Annotated in this window: 15 protein-coding genes; 3 read left to right on the top strand and 12 right to left on the bottom strand. The window is 64.8% G+C overall.

What is annotated here, in order from left to right:
• Positions 1-57: 57 nt before the first annotated feature.
• From ABD923_RS03690 to ABD923_RS03675, 4 genes are all read right to left on the bottom strand, one after another.
• On the bottom strand, positions 58-2,742 hold the full coding sequence (locus tag ABD923_RS03690; protein ID WP_259546612.1) for an ATP-binding protein: 2,685 nt from the start codon (positions 2,740-2,742) through the stop codon (positions 58-60).
• Between the two features lies 1 nt (position 2,743).
• Positions 2,744-3,031 (bottom strand): hypothetical protein, encoded by a 288-nt coding sequence (locus tag ABD923_RS03685; protein ID WP_259546613.1) that lies wholly within the window; start codon positions 3,029-3,031, stop codon positions 2,744-2,746.
• A gap of 11 nt (positions 3,032-3,042) precedes the next feature.
• A complete protein-coding gene (locus tag ABD923_RS03680) occupies positions 3,043-3,441 on the bottom strand; it encodes a response regulator transcription factor (protein ID WP_259546615.1) in 399 nt (132 codons plus the stop codon).
• Positions 3,442-3,520: 79 nt separating this feature from the next.
• A complete protein-coding gene (locus ABD923_RS03675; protein ID WP_259546617.1) occupies positions 3,521-4,831 on the bottom strand; it encodes a helix-turn-helix transcriptional regulator in 1,311 nt (436 codons plus the stop codon).
• Between the two features lie 212 nt (positions 4,832-5,043).
• On the opposite strand from ABD923_RS03675, the gene acs reads away from it, so the two are divergent.
• Positions 5,044-6,981, top strand: coding sequence for an acetate--CoA ligase (gene acs / locus ABD923_RS03670; protein WP_405048286.1), 1,938 nt, complete (start codon positions 5,044-5,046; stop codon positions 6,979-6,981).
• Positions 6,982-7,469: 488 nt separating this feature from the next.
• Positions 7,470-8,603: a Hint domain-containing protein gene (locus ABD923_RS03665; protein ID WP_259546621.1), complete on the top strand. Its 1,134-nt coding sequence runs from the start codon at positions 7,470-7,472 to the stop codon at positions 8,601-8,603.
• A gap of 209 nt (positions 8,604-8,812) precedes the next feature.
• On the opposite strand, the gene ABD923_RS03660 is transcribed toward ABD923_RS03665, so the two are convergent.
• Entirely contained in the window at positions 8,813-11,212 is a 2,400-nt protein-coding gene (locus tag ABD923_RS03660; protein ID WP_259546623.1) for a choice-of-anchor L domain-containing protein, read from the bottom strand.
• 452 nt (positions 11,213-11,664) lie between these two features.
• Here ABD923_RS03660 and ABD923_RS03655 point away from each other — a divergent pair, with 452 nt between their 5' ends.
• Complete coding sequence (locus ABD923_RS03655) at positions 11,665-11,868, top strand: hypothetical protein (protein ID WP_259546624.1); 204 nt, start codon at positions 11,665-11,667, stop codon at positions 11,866-11,868.
• 54 nt (positions 11,869-11,922) lie between these two features.
• Here the strand turns inward: ABD923_RS03655 and ABD923_RS03650 are convergent, their stop codons facing one another.
• The 7 genes from ABD923_RS03650 to ABD923_RS03620 form a co-directional block, all read right to left on the bottom strand.
• Positions 11,923-12,924, bottom strand: coding sequence for an ABC transporter substrate-binding protein (locus tag ABD923_RS03650; RefSeq protein ID WP_259546625.1), 1,002 nt, complete (start codon positions 12,922-12,924; stop codon positions 11,923-11,925).
• A gap of 45 nt (positions 12,925-12,969) precedes the next feature.
• Positions 12,970-13,899: an ABC transporter permease gene (locus tag ABD923_RS03645; RefSeq protein ID WP_259546626.1), complete on the bottom strand. Its 930-nt coding sequence runs from the start codon at positions 13,897-13,899 to the stop codon at positions 12,970-12,972.
• Positions 13,900-14,008: 109 nt separating this feature from the next.
• Positions 14,009-14,971, bottom strand: a complete 963-nt coding sequence (locus tag ABD923_RS03640; RefSeq protein ID WP_222188249.1) for an ABC transporter permease — start codon at positions 14,969-14,971, stop codon at positions 14,009-14,011.
• A 72-nt stretch (positions 14,972-15,043) separates the two neighbouring features.
• On the bottom strand, positions 15,044-15,874 hold the full coding sequence (locus tag ABD923_RS03635; protein WP_345229419.1) for an ABC transporter ATP-binding protein: 831 nt from the start codon (positions 15,872-15,874) through the stop codon (positions 15,044-15,046).
• Entirely contained in the window at positions 15,874-17,337 is a 1,464-nt protein-coding gene (gene hydA / locus ABD923_RS03630) for a dihydropyrimidinase (protein ID WP_259546628.1), read from the bottom strand. The genes ABD923_RS03635 and hydA overlap by 1 nt, the downstream gene beginning before the upstream one ends.
• 90 nt (positions 17,338-17,427) lie before the next feature.
• Entirely contained in the window at positions 17,428-17,682 is a 255-nt protein-coding gene (locus tag ABD923_RS03625) for a hypothetical protein (RefSeq protein WP_222188255.1), read from the bottom strand.
• Positions 17,679-18,929 carry a Zn-dependent hydrolase gene (locus ABD923_RS03620; RefSeq protein ID WP_259546629.1) on the bottom strand — a complete coding sequence of 417 codons (1,251 nt, stop codon included), beginning with the start codon at positions 18,927-18,929 and terminating at the stop codon, positions 17,679-17,681. The genes ABD923_RS03625 and ABD923_RS03620 overlap by 4 nt, the downstream gene beginning before the upstream one ends.
• Between the last annotated feature and the right edge of the window lie 37 nt (positions 18,930-18,966).

Below are 18,966 nucleotides of genomic sequence, written 5' to 3'. Positions count from 1 at the left end.
TGGGCATCACCCCGGTTCTGCCATGGAAAGGGTTAAGAAAACCCCAACGCGCCGGCGTCAGGCCGCTTCCTGCGCGCGCGCGGGCAGGCGCACGCGGAACCGCGTGCCGACCTTCGATGGCATATAGGCCAGGTCGCCGCCGAGCCGCGCCATGATCTCGCGGCTGATGGCCAGGCCCAGCCCCGCCCCCGGCGCGCCCTTGGCCGTGTCCAGCCGGGCGAATTTCTCGAAGATCAGGGTCTGCTGGCGCGGCGGGATGCCCGAGCCATTGTCGACGAAATCGACCTCGATCTCGGCTCCGCGCCCCTGCACGGTGATCGAAAGTTCCGGCGCCTCGGCATCGCAGTATTTCTGCGCGTTCGAGATCACATTGATGAAGACCTGCGCCAACCGGTCCGCGTCGGTCCAGAGCGTCACCGCCTCGCGCGCGCGGTCGCGGCGGATGGCGATGCGCCCGCCCTCCTCCAGCGCGCCAGCGGCGTAGATCGCCCGGTCCAGCACGTCCGACAGGCTCGCCTCCCCCTCGTTCAGCGACACGCGCCCGTTTTCCAGCACCGACAGGTCCAGAAGGTCGTCGAGCAGCCGCGTCAGGCGCAGGCTTTCGTCGTGGATGATGCGCGAAAAGCGCGCCCGCGCGGCATCGTCCAGCGGATCGGACTCCATCAGGATTTCCGAGAACGACCGGATCGAGGTCATCGGCGTGCGCAACTCATGGCTGATCTGGCTGAGGAAGGCGTCCTTCTGAACCGACAGTTCGGTCAGTTTCTGGTTCACCTCGCGCAGGCGCTCCGCCGTGCGGACCAGTTCGGCCGATTTCGCCTCCAGCTGGCTGGAATATTCCATGATCTGCGCCGTTTCATCGGCCACGGCCAGCAGGTCGCGCACCGACACGCTGGCCCCCCCGGTGATCTGCGCCACCATCGCATGCGCCGTCGCCGCGCCGACCGAGCCCGCCAGTTCACGCTCCAGCGTTTCAAGGAAATCGGCGGTCGGTTCCGGCAAGGCCCCCTCGCGCCCCTGCGCGGCGGCGGCACTCTGAAACAGCCGCCCTGCCCGGCCCGACCCGAGGATACGCTGCGCCATGATCAGCAGGTCATCGGCCGTGCCCGCCGCCCCGCGCCAGCCCAGAAGCGCGCGGGAATGGTCATAGACATTGACGAATTGCGCGCCCTGCAACCGCTCCAGCGGGCTGGGAAAGGAAAACAGCGACCCGAGGATGAAGAGGAGCGTGTTGGTCCCCAGCGACAGGATCATCGCGGTCAGAAGGCCATCGGTCGCCTGCAAGCCAAGGGGCGTCGCGGGGCTGAGCCAACCGATGCCGAACGGCCCCTCCTCCAGCATGGCGGGGATCAGGCCGCCGGTCTCGGCCATGTTCGGGATCAGGAGCAGCCACGCCCAGATCAGGAAGCCCGCCCCGATGCCCAGCGCCGCCCCCACCCGCGTCGCCCCCCGCCACAGGATGCCGCCCAGAAGCGCGGGCAGCACCTGCGCCACACCGAGGAAGGCGATCAGCCCGATATCGGCCAGCGCGTCGGCCCCGCCCGACAGGCGATAGTACCACAGGCCCAGGAACAGCACGCCCGCGATGGACAGCCGCCGCGCCGTCAGCGCCACGCGCCGCATGTCACCCGAGGTCGGCCCCTCGGCCCGCGAAAACCGCAGCCAGAGCGGCACGATCACATGGTTCGACACCATCGTGGACAGCGCCAGCGCGGCAACGATGACCATCGAGGTCGCCGCCGAGAAGCCGCCGAGAAACACCAACAGCGCCAGACCGTCGCGCCCCAGGCCCAAGGGCACGGTCAGAACGAAAAGGTCGGGGTTGTCCCCGGCGCTTGGCAGGTCCAGCCCGATCACGGCGATGGGCACCACGAACAGGCTGATCAGCATCAGGTACAGCGGGAAGGCCCAGCCCGCCGTCGCAAGGTGCCGCTCGTCCGAGTTCTCGACCACCAGCACCTGGAACATGCGCGGCAGGCACAGGATGGCCGCCCCCGCCAGCGCCGTGATCCCCACCCAGCGCGCACCGTTCCAGCTTGTGTCGATCACGGGGCTGGCCTCGATCCGGGCCAGCATGTCGCCGGGGCCGTCCGCCACGCCCCAGACGACGAAAACCCCCAGCGCAAGGATCGCGAAAAGCTTCACGATCGCCTCCAGCGCGATGGCCGAGACCAGGCCGGGATGGCGTTCGTTCACATCCAGCGACCGCGTTCCGAACATGATGGTAAAAAGCGCAAGGCCCGCCGCCACCCAGATCGCCGTGGCCTCCGCATCCGGCGCGTCCGCCCCGCCATTGCCGGAAAAGACCGAGAAGGACAGCGTCACCGATTGCAGTTGCAGCGCGATATACGGCGTCGTGCCCACCACGGCGAGCAGCGTCACCATCGCCGCCAGCGCGCCTGACTTGCCATACCGGCTGGAGATCATGTCGGCGATCGAGGTGATCCGCTGCGCCCGCCCGATCCGCACCATCTTGCGCAAAAGCCAGAACCACCCGATGAAAACCAGCGTCGGGCCAAGGTAGATCGTCAGGAACTCCAACCCCGAGCGCGCGGCAGAGCCGACGGCGCCGTAAAAGGTCCAGGCCGTCGTGTAGATCGACAGGCTGAGCGTGTAGGTGATGGGCGAGTTGAGCCAGCGCGCCTTGCCCTCGGCGGCGCGTTTCTCGGCGAGGAAGGCCACCGCGAACAGTCCCGCCACGTAGAGGACGCATACCGCGACGAGGCCGTTGAAACTCAGCATCTCAGGGATCCGGTGCGCCGCGTGGCGCGGGGGCGGCATCCGCCTCGCCCGGCATGTCGCGCATCAGGGACCGGTTGATCCAGTAGGTTGCGCCGATCAGCCCCGCCCAGATCGCGAAGAAATAGACCAGCCAGGCATCCAGCCCGGCCGCCGCCGTCTGCTCGGCCTCGGAGCGGATGAAGACCGGCCCGAACAGCAGCACCGCACCGAGAACCGGCAACAGCCGCGCGGCATCCTGCAACCGGTTGTGCCGGTAGGTGCGTCGCTCCAGGAAAAGCCGCCGCGCCACGGGTCCGGCCCTCAGGCCCCGCCGCCCGACCGCGCCGCGGCCGGGGCGTCTGTCAACGTGCCGACGATCGAGACCAGTTCCGCGTTGGAAAAGGGCTTGGTCAGGAAGGCATTCGCGCCCAGCGCCATCGCCTGTTCGCGGTCTTTCGCCTGCCCCTTGGCCGTCAGCATCAGCACCGGCAGATCGCGCGTGGCGGGGTCGGCGCGCAGGTCTCGCAGGATTTCCAGCCCCGACCGCCCCGGCAGCATCACGTCCAGAACCACGATATCGGGCGAGACGCGGGCGATCTCGGCCAGCGCGCTTTCCCCCTTGCCATGGCCCTGAACCTCCCACCCTTCGCGGGACAGGAGAAACCCGATGGCTTCGAGGATGTTGGCCTCGTCCTCGATCAGTAAGATACGCTTGCCCAAGTATTCCGGCCCTCCCTCAGGTCGGTTCGATCAGTCTGCAAAACGCCGACCAAATAGGCAATGGCCCATCTGGCAGGACTCAGCGCCGCGCGGGGCATGCCTCGCGCGGGCACAAATGGCACCCCGGACCGGCGGGAATGGCCGCCTCGGCCCCGTTGTCCGAGCTGGCGGGCGCAACCAGCATGGTGGCCTGCACCACCGGCGCGCGGCCAAAGCCTGTCTGCGCCACCGGTTGCGCCACGGCCCAGGCGTCGAACACCCCGCCTTGCGGCAGGTCCAGCCGCGCCGCCTCGGGCTGGCCGGGACGCGCCAGAACGGCATAAAGCGGCCAGAGCGGGCAACCGGGCCCGAAGCGCGGGATGGAAAAGGACGGCAAACGCCGCCGGAACAACAGCGCCCCGGCCGCATCGCAGACCGCCAACCCGAAATCCGGCGCCCCCGCCGAGAGCGGCAGGCTCGCCAGCCGCCGCAACACCAGCGCCACGTCCCCCTGCCCCAGCATCAGCAGGCGGCCCGGGTCGAACCCGGCCTCGCGCGCGGCCGGCAGGATCACGTCGAGCGGAAGGCGCGCGGCATCCTGCGCGTAGCGCTCCAGCATGTCGCGGGCGAGCGCGTGGCTGGCGCTATCCTCCATCCCCGCCGCCCGCGCGATGACCCCCTCGATCCCGGCACGGCCCTGCGTCTCGATCTCGGGGAAATGGTGGCCGGCGGCCTCGAACAGCGCCTCGACCGTTTCGATGGGCGTCGAACTGGCGCCCGCCTCCTCGGTATCGGGCGCTTCGAAATGGGCCAGCATCGCCGTGGCGCGGATCGACAGGCGCTCGGCCTCTTCGTGGAGGTTGCGGTGAAACCGCCCGCGCCACGCCGCGTCCAGATCGGGGTCGCGCGCAAGGATGTCGGCGGTCGAACGGATCGCCGCGACCGAGGACAGCATCTCGTGCATCGCCTCGGCCAGAACCGGGTCGTGGCCCAGCCGGTCGCGCAGCCCCTCGGCCACCGCCTCAAGGCCCGCGATGCGCTTGTGCTGCGCGGCGATCAGGCCGGTCCAGCCCGGAAAGCGCGCGGCCAATTCGTCGATCCGTGCCGTTTCGGGCAGCACGCCGCCCAGCCCCGCGCGGGTGTCGCGCGCCGAGGCCTGCAACGTATCGTAAAGCGTGGCATCCGCCCCTTCGGACAGCGCCGCCGGTTCGACGTCCAGCGCGCGGGCCAGCGCGTTCAACAGCTTGCCCCCGATCTTGCGGCGGTTGTGTTCGATCAGGTTGAGGTACGAGGCCGAGATGCCCACCGCCTCGGCCAGCGCCGCCTGCTTCATGCCGCGGGCAAGGCGACGTTCGCGGATCCGATTACCGGTCAGCTGCGCGCGCCGCATCCCGTCGGGCAATCCGGCCATCTGGTTTCTCCTCCCAAGACGCGCGCAGATTAACAGGTTTTACAAACCCGGCAAAGGATTTACCGACCGCGCCCGCCAGCATCTGGAAAACCGACGAAAACCAAAGAACCTTGCCTCCCCTCCGGCGATGCGGAACACTCCCCCCGACTGCCGGACCGGAGGAGGGTTCGGTTGCCAATCTGACCTGAAGGGGAGGACCCATGCCCAACGATATGACACCCCCGTCCGCCGATTTCGCGAAATCCGCCCATATCGACGCGGAAACCTACGAAAAGATGTATGCCGCCTCGGTCGCCGACCCCGAGGCCTTCTGGGCCGAGCATGGCCAGCGCATCGACTGGATCAAACCCTATACCAAGGTCAAATCCGCCAGCTTCGCGCCCGGCAATATCGACATCAAATGGTTCGAGGACGGCACCCTGAACGTCGCCGCCAACTGCATCGACCGCCACCTGGCCACCCGCGCCGACCAGACCGCGATCATCTGGGAGCCGGACGACCCCAACGACGCGGCCAAGCACATCACCTATGCCGAGTTGCACCGCGAGACGTGCAAGATGGCTAACATCCTCGAGGATATGGGCGTGCGCAAAGGCGACCGCGTGGTGATCTACCTGCCCATGATCCCCGAGGCCGCCTATGCCATGCTGGCCTGCGCGCGGATCGGGGCGATCCATTCCATCGTCTTCGCGGGCTTTTCGCCCGACGCGCTCGGCGCGCGGATCAACGGCTGCGACGCCAAGGTCCTCATCACCGCCGACTATGCGCCGCGCGGCGGGCGCCAGACGCCGTTGAAATCAAATGCCGACGCTGCCCTCCTGAACGTGTTGCGTGACTGCAAGGTGCTGGTGGTGCGCCGCACCGGCGGCCAGATCACGTGGAAGGACGGGCGCGACCACGATTACAACGAACTGCGCCTCGAGGCCGACAATCACACCCAGGCGGTCGAGATGAGTGCCGAGGATCCGCTCTTCATCCTCTACACCTCCGGCTCCACCGGGCAGCCCAAGGGCGTGGTGCACACCACCGGCGGCTACCTTGTTTATGCCTCGATGACCCACGCCTATACCTTCGACTACCACGATGGCGACATCTTCTGGTGCACCGCTGACGTGGGCTGGGTCACCGGCCACAGCTACATCATCTATGGCCCGCTCGCGAACGGGGCCACGACCCTGATGTTCGAGGGCGTGCCCACCTACCCCGATGCGGGCCGGTTCTGGGCCGTGTGCGAAAAGCACAAGGTCAACCAGTTCTACACCGCCCCCACCGCGATCCGGGCGCTGATGGGACAGGGGGACGAGTTCGTCACGAAATACGACCTGTCGGACCTGAAACTGCTGGGCACCGTGGGCGAGCCGATCAACCCCGAGGCGTGGAACTGGTACAACAGCGTCGTCGGACAGGGCCGCTGCCCCATCGTCGACACGTGGTGGCAGACGGAAACCGGCGGCCACCTGATCACCCCCCTGCCCGGCGCGATCCCGACCAAGCCCGGCAGCGCCACGCGCCCCTTCTTCGGGGTGCAGCCGGTAGTGCTTGACCCCCATTCCGGCGCCGAGATCACCGCGACCGAAGCCGAGGGCGTGCTGTGCCTGAAAGACAGCTGGCCGGGCCAGATGCGCACCGTCTGGGGCGATCACGAGCGCTTCGAGAAGACCTATTTCTCGGACTACAAGGGCTACTATTTCTCGGGCGACGGCTGCCGCCGCGACGGGGATGGCTACTATTGGATCACCGGCCGCGTCGATGACGTGATCAACGTCTCCGGTCACCGCATGGGCACCGCCGAGGTCGAAAGCGCGCTGGTCGCCCATGCCAAGGTCGCCGAGGCCGCCGTGGTCGGCTACCCGCACAAGATCAAGGGGCAAGGCATCTACGCCTATGTCACCCTGATGAACGGGGTCGAGCCCTCGGACGAGCTGCGCAAGGAGCTGGAAACCTGGGTCCGCACCGAGATCGGCCCCATCGCCAAGCCCGACCTGATCCAATGGGCCCCCGGCCTGCCCAAGACCCGCTCGGGCAAGATCATGCGCCGCATCCTGCGCAAGATCGCGGAGAACGATTACGGCAGCCTCGGCGACACCTCGACGCTCGCCGAACCCGCCGTGGTGGACGAGCTGATCGAGAACCGCATGAACAAGGGCTGACGCCCCCCTGCCGAACCGAAAAGGGCCGCCCGATCCGGGCGGCCCTTTTTCTTGGCGTGTCGCCCCTCATGGGCGAGATCCGGGTGGGCGTGACGCCACGTCTGACAAAGTGCCCAAGGAAAGTTTCGAGATACGTCTGCGCCAAGGGTCGGCTTGGCGGGACCGAACCCAAATTCGCTGCAACGGCACCAATGGCAGGTTGTGACGTACGAAGTGTTTCCGTCAATCTGAAGTGATTACCCTATGATTCTGGCATTTTCAGCGGAAACTGACGTCAATGTGCAATCGAGTTTGAGGAGCGGACTCCAAAATGACTTCCCGTTGTGCAGGTAAGGCACATTTCTGCCGCAATCTGGTGAGACAAATGTGCTGGGAGACGGGTTTCTTCGAAGAAAGTCGGGAGCAAGCCTGATGTAGACCGCCCGTCCCCGTGATGTAGATAGCAAAGGTATCTAGTTTTGGGTACGTCAACGGCATTCATATCAGAGATGCACTACCGGACCGGTGAAGGTCCGGCGGAATTCCTTGAGGTGACGCTTCTCGCGACCGAGGACCCGGCTGACTATACAGTATCTTTTTACACCCCATCTGGCACTCTTCAGACTGCAATTCCTGTAACTGGTGCCGTTGGAGGGGAAATCACGCTTGATGCCGCGTCGGTCACCGCTGTTGCAGACCCCGACAACCCTGACTACGTCATTTATACGATCACCTCAAACACCGGTTATTTGTTCACGGCAGGAAGTACCGCCTCGGGAGAAGCCCGCGCGGTTACGCTGACCAATACCGATACAAGCACCGTAATCGATGCGTATAACGTCAATGGCGGGACAACAACGACGACCCAAGGTGCCGGCTCTGGCGTGACGACGGCACCGTCGGGTGCCGCAGGCTCAAACCAATCGGTACATTGGGATATATTTGGCAATCAGACCTCCGGCACCTATACCCCTGACGACGCTGTTTTGTGCTTTCACTCCGACGTTAGGATACAAACAGCCACCGGTGAATGCCGGGCAGGCAACTTGAAAGTTGGCGATTTGGTCAAGACCTTGGATCATGGTTATCAACCGATCCGCTGGATTCATAAAACACCCGTTTCACCTCAAGCACAGCAGGCAACCTCGAAGAACTGCCCGATCCAAATTTCCAAAGGTGCATTGGGTGATAACTATCCAGAGCGTGATCTACTGGTTTCTCCGCAACATCGTATTTTGCTGCAATCACGAATTTGCGAAAGAATGTTTCGCACTTCTGAAGTTCTTGTCAACGCCAAAAGCCTGCTGACAATTAACGGAGTTACTCAACTTGAGCCAGGCGAAGAGTTCAGCTACGTACATATACTGTTCGGGAAACACGAAATCGTTTTTGCAAACGGTCAGCCCTGCGAAAGCCTGTTGCCCGGCGAAATGGTCTTCCAAACGCTGAGCCAAGTTGACAGTTATGCACTTGAAGAGGCGCTTTCCAAGTATTGCCCTGTTCTGGAACGAGTCAAACCGAGCCGACCCATCGTGAGGGGCCACGCTGTGAGAAAGATGATTGCGCGCCATAAAAAGAACGAAAAGCCACTAGTTGATTTGAGTTTGAATTACCGCTCCTCCCCCCTGCCAAAAGCCTCATAGTTTTTTTGAAGGCGGGAGGTTTTTGAACGCCATTGTCGCGTTTCCAAAGCGAGATCAATTTTCTCAATGCTGCCATTCAGCTACTTTGCAGCATCCTGAAATGTGGGTTCCAAACCGACAACACCCTCCTTCCCCTCCGCGCTCATCTGCGCCCCGAACCCAAAAGGACCGCCCGATCCGCGCGTCCTTTTTCAGCCGGGGGGCAGGCCTTATGCCGCCTCCATCAGATCCTTCAGATGCGGAGGCAGCATGCCGTTCCGCGAATACTCGCGGGCCGCTTCGCCCAGCACCTTGTCGACATTCACGCCGGTCAACTCCGGGAACAGGCGGTGCAATTCCTCCAGCGCCGCGTGGTCCAGGCTGCCATAGCCCATCGGGCCGGGATAGAAGCTCTCGCTCGGGATGCCGTTCGACCAGATCACCTCGTGGCGGTCGAACAGGATGTGGTAGTAGGTCACCGACCGTGCCCCGTTTTTCACCCGCGCCGCGCCGCCCGGCATGCGCGCCAGGTGCGTCGCCCGGTAAAGCACCTCTCCGCCCGGATGGTCGCGCGGGGACAGAAGCACGCCGTGCTGCGGCGATACGATCAACTCGCGTTCCAACCCGAAATGGCCCGCCTGCAACTGGATCGGCCGCAGCCATGGCGCGGCCGCAAGATCCTCGGGCCCCAGCCGCTTGCACCCGACCCAGAGGATCGGCTTGATCCCGTTGTCGCGCGTCTGCACCAGATCACCCACACGGAGCATTTCGATCGCCACTTCGCCCGAGGGCGTCGCGATCATCGTGCCTTCGGCGAAACAGACCACGCCGGTGTTTTCCTGCGTGAAAAAGGTCTCGTCTGCCGCGCCGCCCTCGAAGACGATACCCTCGCCCGAGCCGAACTGCGTGTTGTCCGAGTAATCGACCGTGTTGCCACGGGTATCGGTGGTGTTGGACTGGTTCAGGATGCCGTCATCGGCGTAGTCGGCATAGAGCTCCGAGATATGGTCGTAATGGCCGGACAGGTCGATCGCGTCGTTATTGGTGGCATCGCCATCGTCGATCGCACCGGCGGTCGTGTCGTTGAAATCGGTGATCGTGTCGAGACCGCCGGTATAGGCAAAGGTGTCGTTGCCCTCGCCGCCGGTCAGGCTGTCGTTCCCGGCACCGCCATCGAGGCTGTCATCGTCCAGTCCGCCGTCCAGCACGTCATTGCCGTCCTCGCCCGACAGGGTGTCGCCGCCCGCGCCCCCGGTGATCGAGTCGTCATCGGCCCCGCCCAGGATCGTGTCGCTGCCGTCGCCCCCCTCCAGCGTGTCATTGCCACTCCCGCCGAGAATTTCGTCATTGCCGGTGCCGCCATCGACGCTGTCCGCCCCGGCTCCGGCGTCGACGCTGTCGTCGCCGCTGCCGGCAAAGACGATGTCGTCGCCCGCCCCGGCCAGAACCGTGTCATCGCCGCCCCAGGCCTGGATCACGTCACCGTCGCCCGTCGTACCCAGAACGCCGGTCGCATCGCCCGCATCGACCATGTCGCCGTCGGGGTCGCCGGTGTAGCTTGCGTCGATCACCTCTCCGGCGGTGGTGCCGTCGACGATCCCGTCCAGCGCCGGCACGGCCTCGGTGTTGAGCGTCAGGTAGCCGACATCCGTGGTGCCGTCGCCATTCTCGATTGTGTAGGTGATCTGCGTGGTGCCGACATCGCCGTCGGTCTGGATGGTCAGCGTGCCATCCGCGTTCAGCGTGATGACCTCACCCGTGGACAGCGTCACGCTGCCGCCAACCGCGATGGCCTCGCCATTGATCTCGGTGATGGTCAGGCCCTGCCCCAGATCGTCCACGTCATTGGCCAGCACGTCGACGACGCGCGCGGAATTGACCGGACAGGTCACCTCGTCATCGAAGGCCAGCGCGACGGTCTGGAGACTGTCGGCCGCGAACAGGACATTGGTGTCATAGGTCCCGTCGCCCTCGTCGGCGAGCGCGATCTTGATCGTGTTTTCCTCGCCCGCATTGACCGGCGCCTTGAAGGAGAGGTTGACCGTGAACCCGTCCATCTCGGTGTTGTAGGGATCGCTCCCGGCGGGATTGTCGATGTAGAGATTCGAATTCGAACTGTCGTTGACCGTGTCGATGGACACCTCGTCGCCGAGGGGCGTCACCGCGATGTACTCGCCGTTCACCCAGACGCCCAACGTGTCGCTGAACCCCGAATTCACGTATTCCAGGTACTCCTCGGACGAAAAGGTGAACTGCATCGTGATGTAGTCACCATCGGGCACGAACACCGCCTCGAACACGACCGCGTCGTAGGTCCAACTGCCGGTGATGGCCTGGAGGTCCGCATCCCCCGTCCCGCCATGGTCGGTGGATGTCCCGGCGGAGGTGTTGGTGTTCGTCGACCCGCCGGAATTGGTGAAATCCGTGACATTCCCGGTCGAGAAGATGACGCCGGAATCGCCCGCCGCCACGCCGGGCGAGGTCGTGTCGGCATTGCTGTAAAGCCCGGTCTGGCCAGTGGCCCCGCTCAGCGTGGCCGACTGAACGGTGATCCCGTCGCCGAAAAGCTGGTTGGCAACGGCCGTCGCGTCGGTGGTGACGGTGACATCGAGTTCCGCGGCGGTGGCCATTCTGAAATCCTTCGCGCGTTGATCATTACAAGGGACAACGCATACCAGACGACCCATCGGAGATGGGGGCCAGGGTCTGCCTGCACGTTGCCTCGATCATGGACTACCGGGCCAAGGTGCCGCGAGTGCGACCAGAACGTGGCATTTTGTGCGAACTCTGCGGCGGAAAGGGTGCACAGGACGGATACGGGCGGCGCGCGGGCCGCATCAAGCTTGGATTTTAACCATCTCGGGACAGACCGACTCCGGCTGTGGTAAACGGGTCTCGGGTCGGGGCATCACCATGCAAACCAAGGGTGATCGTGATGCTGACCATGCCTTTCCCCCCTGTCACCGCAGGTTCCGCGGCCCCGGTCATGGGCCCTGCGTCACCCAACACGCCCCCGCCCGGAACGCCCACGGAAACCGGCCGGCAAGCCGTCACGCCTGCATCCGATGCGACGCCGGCCGACATGCGGCAGGCACCATGCGGGACCAACGGCGTCGAACCGCTGGACCCACCCGCCGATCCGCCGCCGGTGAAAGGCCTGGGCATTCCGCCGCTCGACGTGACGCGGGTGGGCGATTCCGACAGCCCCGAGGCCCGGCCACGGACCCCGGCCGAGGCGCTGTTCGCCGCCCGTCTCGACGGTGCGCCAAAACGCGACGGCGCATGAAAAAGCGGCCCCGCACAGATGCGGGGCCGCCTCTTGTTCAACCGTTCAGCAGGATTATTCGCCCAGCGCCATATCGGTCACGGCATGGGTGAAGGCCCCCTCGGGCGCCTCGGAGATCACCGGGTCCGAGCCGCCGGCCAGAAGCGTGTCGACCGTGCGCTGGTAGGCCTCTTCATCCAGCGTGCCGTCTCCGCCTTCGACCAGCAGGGCGATCTCGCCCATCATGCGCATCTGGTGCTGTTCGGTCTGGGCTCCGGTCTCGTCATAGTCGAGCACGATCATCGCCGCCTCGTCGGGGTTTTCCACCGCCCAGGTCCAGCCGCGCATCGAGGCGCGCACGAAACGCGACATGCGCTCGACAAATTCCGGATCTTCGAGGTTCTCTTCCAGCGTCCAGATCCCGTCTTCCAGCGTGGCGACGCCGTAATCTTCATACTTGAAGGTCACCAGTTCCTCGGGCGTGATGCCCGCGTCGATGATCTGCCAATACTCGTTATAGGTCATGGTCGAGATGCAGTCGGCCTGACGCTGCAACAGCGGATCGACGTTGAACCCCGCCTGCAACAGCGTCACCCCGCCCTCGGAGCCGTCGGTCGGAATGCCAAGCTGGCTCATCCAGGACAGGAACGGGTACTCGTTGCCGAAGAACCAATGCGCCACCGTATGACCGGCCAGGTCGGCGGGCTCGCTGATGCCCACGTCCGCCCAGCAGGTCAGCATCAGGCCCGAGCGCACGAAAGGCTGGGCGATGTTGACCACCGGCAGGCCGCGTTCGCGCGCGGCCAGGGCCGACGGCATCCAGTTCAGCATGACGTCGGCCGCCCCACCGGCCAGCACCTGCGGCGGGGCAATGTCGGGGCCGCCCGGCATGATGTTTACGTCGAGGCCTTCTTCCTCGTAATAGCCGTTTTCCAGCGCCACGTAGTAGCCGGCGAACTGCGCCTGCGTGACCCACTGAAGCTGCAGGTTCACGGTATCCATCCCGCCATGGGCCTCGGCCCAGGCTCCGGTGGTGGTCATGGCAAGGGCCGCAGCCCCCATCATCGTCTTTTTCATGGTCTTCCCTCCTGTTGGGCTCTCTTGGTTTGTTATGCCGTTTTATCAGCCCCGCCGTTGCGACGGATGCCAGAATGTCGTCTTGCGCTCGATCAGCGCGACAAGCCCGTAAAATCCAGACCCTGCCAGCGCCGCGACCGCGATCTCGGCCCAGACCATATCCATGGCTAGGCGTCCGACCTCGATTTTGATGCGGAAACCCATGCCGACCGTGGGCGAGCCGAAAAATTCGGCCACGATCGCCCCGATCAGCGCAAGGGTTGTGCAGATTTTCAACCCGTTGAACAGGAAAGGCAGCGCCGTGGGCAGGCGCAGTTTCATCAGGCTCTGGCCGTAGCTGGCCGCGTAGGTGTGCATCAGGTCGCGCTGCATCGGCTCGGAGGCCTTCAGCCCCTGCACCGCGTTGACCAGCATCGGGAAGAACACCATCGCCACCACGACCGCCGCTTTCGATTGCCAGCCGAAGCCGAACCACATCACCAGGATCGGGGCCGTGCCCACGATGGGCAGCGCCGCGATGAAATTGCCCACCGGCAACAGCCCGCGTTGCAGAAAGGGCGACCGGTCAATCAGAAGCGCGGTCAGGAAGGCCGCACCGCAGCCGATCAGGTAGCCCGCCAGCGCACCTTTCAGAATGGTCTGCTGGAAATCGGCCCAGAGGATGTCGGTGTTGGCGGCGAAGGTCTCGGCGATGGCCGAGGGCGCGGGCAGGATGATGGGCGAGATCTCGAACAACCGCACCGCCAGTTCCCACAGCCCCAGAAGCGTCGCGCCGAAGATCACCGGCACGAGGAACCGGACGCCACCGCCGCTGTCCGTGTTCGAGATCAGCACGTTGACCAGCCACGCCCCGATCCACAGCGCAAGGATCGCCCCCAGCCGCCAGTCGATCAGCCCGCCCAGCAGGACAAGCGCGACGCCGACCGCCGGCATCATCCCGCTTCTGACCAGGCTTTGTTGCATCGCGGCTTTCATCGACCTGCCTCCATCCGTCCGGCCAGGGCGCGTTTTCCTTGAGGAAAACGGCCAGAAAAACTCGAGTTTTTCTGCGCCGCGCAGGGCGCGGCGGGCATGCCCCACCCCGTCATCGCGCAAACCCCATGCGTTTGAGGACCAGCCGTTCGATCAGCCCCAGGATGCCCACAAGCGCCGCGGCGCAGATCGCTGCCATGAACAGCGCCGACCAGATCTGGATCGTCTGGCCGTAATAGCTGCCCGTCAGCAGGCGCGCGCCAAGGCCGAACCGCGCCCCCGTGGGCAGTTCCGCCACGATCGTGCCCACCAGCGCCGCCGCGATCCCCACCTTGAGCGAGGCGAAAAGGAACGGCACCGAGGCCGGCAGGCGCAGTTTCCAGAAGGTCTCTCCACCGCTGGCCGAATAGGTCCGGAGCAGGTCCAGATCCATCCCCGAGGGGCTGCGCAGCCCTTTCACCATGCCCACGACCACCGGGAAGAAACTCAGATAGGCCGAGATCAGCGATTTCGGCAGCAACCCCTCCAACCCGATCGAGTTCAGCACCACGATGATCATCGGCGCGATGGCAAGGATGGGGATGGTTTGCGACGCGATGGCCCAGGGCATGACGCTCAGGTCCATCGCGCGGTTATGCACGATCCCCACCGCCAGCAAAATGCCCCCCAACGTGCCAAGCGCGAAGCCCAGCATGGTCGGCGCCAGCGTTTGCCACGCGTGGAAGAACAGGCTGCGCGGGTTCGGGCGATACTCGCCCCGGCGTTCGCGCAGGATCGGCTCGCCCATCGTCGTGTTCCACAACTCGGTCGCGACCTGCACCGGCGTCGGCAGAACCGGGCGTTCCTGGCTCAGCGTGTCGGCGATGATCTCGGAGGTGGTCATCTCCAGCCCCCGCCGCTCGATCTGGTCCAGCGTCCAGGCCCGGTTCATCATGATCGCCGCCGCGTACCACAGCGCCACGATCACCCCGACCACCACGAGGATCGGCAGGAGGGACCGACCGACCGCGCTGACGCCACGGCTCAGCAAGCCAGCGCCGCCGGGCCGGGTTGCCGGATCGACCGCCGCGCTCATGCCCGGCCCCCGCGTGTATGTACGGGCTGTGTACAGGGCGTGTACGGGGTGTGACGTGCCATGTTCGCGGCCTCAGTCGTCATAGGCATGCCCCGCGCGCAGCCCTTCGCGCACCCGGTGCGCGATCTCCAGAAACTCGGGCGTGTCGCGGATATCGAGCGGGCGCTCGGCGGGCAGCGTGCTTTCGATCACGTCGGTGATCCGCCCCGGGCGCGGCGACATCACGACGATCTTGGTCGAGAGATACACCGCCTCGGGGATCGAGTGTGTAACGAAGCCGATGGTCTTGTGCGTGCGCGCCCAAAGCTCCAGCAATTGCTCGTTCAAATGGTCGCGCACGATCTCGTCCAGCGCACCGAAAGGCTCGTCCATCAACAGCAGGTCGGCATCGAAGGCCAAGGCCCGTGCGATGCTGGCCCGCTGCTGCATCCCGCCCGAAAGCTGCCACGGGTATTTCTTTCCAAACCCAGCAAGATCAACCAGTTCCAGAACGTTCTTCACGCGCCGATCCTGTTCGGCCTTGTCGAAGCCCATGATCTCAAGCGGCAGCTTGATGTTCTTCTCGATGGTCCGCCACGGGTAGAGGCCCGCCGCCTGGAACACGTAGCCATAGGCCCGCTTCCGCCGCGCCTCGTCCGGGGTCATGCCGTTGACGGTGATGGAGCCGCCCGTGGGATGCTCCAACGCCGCCACGACCCGCAGGAAGGTGGTCTTGCCACAACCCGAGGGGCCGATGAAGCTGACGAAATCCCCCTTGTTGATGGTCAGGTTCACGTCCCGCAACGCCTGCACCGGACCGTCATTGGTCTGGAAAGTCAGGTCCAGGCCCTTGGCCTCGATCACGGGGGATTGGGGGGCGGCGCTCATGCTGGCAGACCCGTCGATCTCGCTTGCAACAGCCATCACACCCCGCTCGGAATATTCAGCGGATCACGCTCGATCTTGCGCGGCGTGGTCAGTTCCTTCCACTTGCTCAGCGCCTTGGACGCGCTGGCGAACGGCGCGCGCTTGACGAACTTGCCACGGCCGGGCTGCGGCTGACTGTTCTGCCCGTAGGCCCAGACGACATCGCCGCGAGACAGCGTGTACCGCGGCTGTGCCGTGACCTCCATGCCCTCGAAGACGTTGTAATCAATGATGGATTTCTGCGTCGCGGGCGAGATCGTCTTGCTGATCGTCGGGTCCCAGACCACCACGTCGGCATCCGCGCCGGGCACCAGGGCGCCCTTCATCGGATAGATATTGAGGATCTTTGCGATGTTGCTGGAGGTGGCGGCGACGAATTCCTCGGGCGTCAGGCGGCCCGTCTCGACCCCCTTGGTCCAGAGCATCGCCATGCGTTCCTCAAGGCCACCGGTGCCGTTCGGGATCTTGGTGAAATCGCCGACGCCCATCCGCTTTTGCGCATCGTCGAAGGCTGCGTGGTCGGTGGCCACCACCTGCAACGACCCCGCCGCCAGACCCGCCCAAAGGCTTGCCTGATGCTCCTTGTTGCGGAAGGGCGGCGACATCACGCGGCGGGCCGCATATTGCCAATCCTTGTTGAAATACTCGCTTTCATCCAGCGTCAGGTGCTGGATCAGCGGCTCGCCATAGACGCGCATGCCCTTCTGGCGCGCGCGCCTGATCGCCTCATGCGCCTGCTCGCAGGACACGTGCACGATATAGAGCGGGGTGCCGGCGGCATCGGCGATCATGATCGCGCGGTTCGCGGCCTCGCCCTCCACCTCGGGGGGGCGGGAATAGGCGTGGCCCTCGGGGCCGGTGACCCCCTCGGCGAGATACTTGTTCTGCAATTCCTGGACGATATCGCCATTCTCGGCATGGACCAGCGGCAGCGCGCCCAGTTCGGCGCAGCGCTTGAAGGACGCGAACATCTCGTCATCCTCGACCATCAGCGCGCCCTTGTAGGCCATGAAATGCTTGAACGTGTTGATGCCGCGCTCTTTAACGACGGCTTCCATCTCGTTGAAAATGTTCTCGTTCCAGCCGGTAATGGCCATGTGGTACGAGATGTCGACGCAGATCTGGTCCTTCGACTTGCGGTCCCAGTCGTCGATCGCGTTCAGAAGCGAACCATCGGCGCCGGGCAGACAGAAATCCACCAGCATCGTGGTGCCGCCAGCGGCCGCGGCGAAGGTGCCCGACTCGAAGGTTTCGGCGGCCGTCGTGCCCATGAAGGGCATTTCCAGATGGGTGTGCGGGTCGATCCCGCCGGGGATGACATAGGCCTCGGAGGCGTCGATCACCTCGTCACCGCTGAGGTTCTCACCGATCTCGACGATCTTCTCGCCCTCGATCAACACGTCCGCCTTGTACTGGCGGTCGGCGGTGACGACAGTCCCGCCCTTGATCACCTTGCTCATCTCGTACTCCCCGTTTGCCCGGGGCCTTTCCCGGCCCCGGTTTGATGTCATTCCCCTGTTTTCAGGGGCATTTTCAGGTCTGCACGTGGCTTATTGCGCCACGACACAGATCATGCGGTCATCGCGCGTCATGAGCGGCAGGTAGGTCGTTTCGACCGGCCCCTCGTAACGGTACCAATAGCAGCCGTCGGACTCGAGCCGCACGCTCGTCGTGTCCTGCCCGGGTGCCGCGAGCGCCAGGATCTCTTCGCTCAGGGCCTCGGTTTCCCCCTCGGGCGTCGGCGTCACGCAGCCCGCCAACAGGGCCAGCATGACCGCCGGGGCCACGAACTTCACAAATTTCATTCCACGATCTCCGCAGTTTCCACTACGGCGTGGAATAGCACATTGGCGCCCGCGGTCGCCCATTCAGGTGAAATTTCTTCGGCTTCGTTGTGCGAAAGCCCATCCACGCAGGGGCACATGATCATCGCGGTGGGCGCGACATCGTTGATCCAGCACGCGTCATGGCCTGCGCCCGACACGATATCCATGTGGGAATATCCAAGACGTTCAGCAGCTTGGCGCACAGCGCTCACGCAGTTTTCGTCAAAGGCCGGCGGGTCGAACTGCCCCACGATCTCGGCGCTGAACGCGACCCCGATCTCTTCGCAGAGTTTCGGCGCCCGCTCCATCAGCTCGTCCACCATGGCGTTGAGCTTGTCCAGCAGGTGCGTGCGCATGTCGACGGTGAAGACGACCTTGCCGGGAATGATGTTGCGCGAGTTGGGGTAGACGTCGATATGCCCGATCGCGCCAACCGCGTTCGGCTGGTTCTTCATCGCGATCTCGTGGACCAGCTCGGTAATGAGCGCGAGGCCCCGGCCCGCGTTCTTGCGCATGTGCATGGGGGTAGAACCGGTGTGGCTCTCCTTGCCGGTCACGGTGCATTCGATCCAGCGCAGCCCCTGCCCGTGCGTGACGACACCGATATCCTTGCCCTCGGCTTCGAGGATCGGGCCCTGTTCGATATGCAACTCGAACATGGCGTGCATCTTGCGATCACCGACCTTTTCCTCGCCCTTCCAGCCGATCCGCTCCAGCTCGTCGCCGAACCGCTTGCCCGCCGCATCGACGCGGTCATAGGCCCAGTCGAGCGTGTGGCGCCCGGAAAACACGCCCGAGGCCAGCATCGCGGGCGCGAAGCGCGTGCCTTCCTCGTTCGTCCAGTTCGTCACGACGATCGGATGTTTCGTCTTGATGTTCAGGTCGTTGAGGGTGCGGATCACCTCAAGCCCGCCAAGGACGCCCAGAACGCCATCGTATTTGCCACCCGTGGGCTGCGTATCGAGGTGGCTGCCGACATAGACTGGCAGGGCGTCGGGGTCGGTGCCTTCACGACGGGCGAACATGTTGCCCATCTCGTCCACACCCATCGTCATGCCCGCCGCCTCGCACCAGGACTGGAACAGGGCGCGGCCCTCGGCATCCTCGTCGGTGAGCGTCTGGCGGTTGTTGCCACCCGCCACGCCCGGCCCGATCCTGGCCATTTCCATCAGCGAGTCCCAAAGCCGCTCGCCATTGATCGTCATGTTCTCAGCCGGGGCCGCCATGAATAGTCCTTCCCTGTCAGTTTCGTCCGGGGCCCTG

Source organism: [Roseibacterium] beibuensis, assembly GCF_039542305.1.
GTDB classification, from domain to species: domain Bacteria; phylum Pseudomonadota; class Alphaproteobacteria; order Rhodobacterales; family Rhodobacteraceae; genus Roseibacterium; species Roseibacterium beibuensis.
Note: the sequence above shows the minus strand (reverse complement) of the source record. Positions and strands in the feature narration are given on the sequence as shown.

What these genes read in the sequence shown, in the direction of transcription:
- acs (WP_405048286.1), top strand. Translation starts at nt 5,044, where the DNA reads ATGACACCCCCGTCCGCCGATTTCGCGAAATCCGCCCATATCGACGCG.
- hydA (WP_259546628.1), bottom strand. Translation starts at nt 17,337, where the DNA reads ATGAGCAAGGTGATCAAGGGCGGGACTGTCGTCACCGCCGACCGCCAG.
- ABD923_RS03690 (WP_259546612.1), bottom strand. Translation starts at nt 2,742, where the DNA reads ATGCTGAGTTTCAACGGCCTCGTCGCGGTATGCGTCCTCTACGTGGCG.
- ABD923_RS03620 (WP_259546629.1), bottom strand. Translation starts at nt 18,929, where the DNA reads ATGGCGGCCCCGGCTGAGAACATGACGATCAATGGCGAGCGGCTTTGG.
- ABD923_RS03650 (WP_259546625.1), bottom strand. Translation starts at nt 12,924, where the DNA reads ATGAAAAAGACGATGATGGGGGCTGCGGCCCTTGCCATGACCACCACC.
- ABD923_RS03625 (WP_222188255.1), bottom strand. Translation starts at nt 17,682, where the DNA reads ATGAAATTTGTGAAGTTCGTGGCCCCGGCGGTCATGCTGGCCCTGTTG.
- ABD923_RS03635 (WP_345229419.1), bottom strand. Translation starts at nt 15,874, where the DNA reads ATGGCTGTTGCAAGCGAGATCGACGGGTCTGCCAGCATGAGCGCCGCC.
- ABD923_RS03640 (WP_222188249.1), bottom strand. Translation starts at nt 14,971, where the DNA reads ATGAGCGCGGCGGTCGATCCGGCAACCCGGCCCGGCGGCGCTGGCTTG.
- ABD923_RS03660 (WP_259546623.1), bottom strand. Translation starts at nt 11,212, where the DNA reads ATGGCCACCGCCGCGGAACTCGATGTCACCGTCACCACCGACGCGACG.
- ABD923_RS03665 (WP_259546621.1), top strand. Translation starts at nt 7,470, where the DNA reads ATGCACTACCGGACCGGTGAAGGTCCGGCGGAATTCCTTGAGGTGACG.
- ABD923_RS03655 (WP_259546624.1), top strand. Translation starts at nt 11,665, where the DNA reads ATGCGGCAGGCACCATGCGGGACCAACGGCGTCGAACCGCTGGACCCA.
- ABD923_RS03675 (WP_259546617.1), bottom strand. Translation starts at nt 4,831, where the DNA reads ATGGCCGGATTGCCCGACGGGATGCGGCGCGCGCAGCTGACCGGTAAT.
- ABD923_RS03645 (WP_259546626.1), bottom strand. Translation starts at nt 13,899, where the DNA reads ATGAAAGCCGCGATGCAACAAAGCCTGGTCAGAAGCGGGATGATGCCG.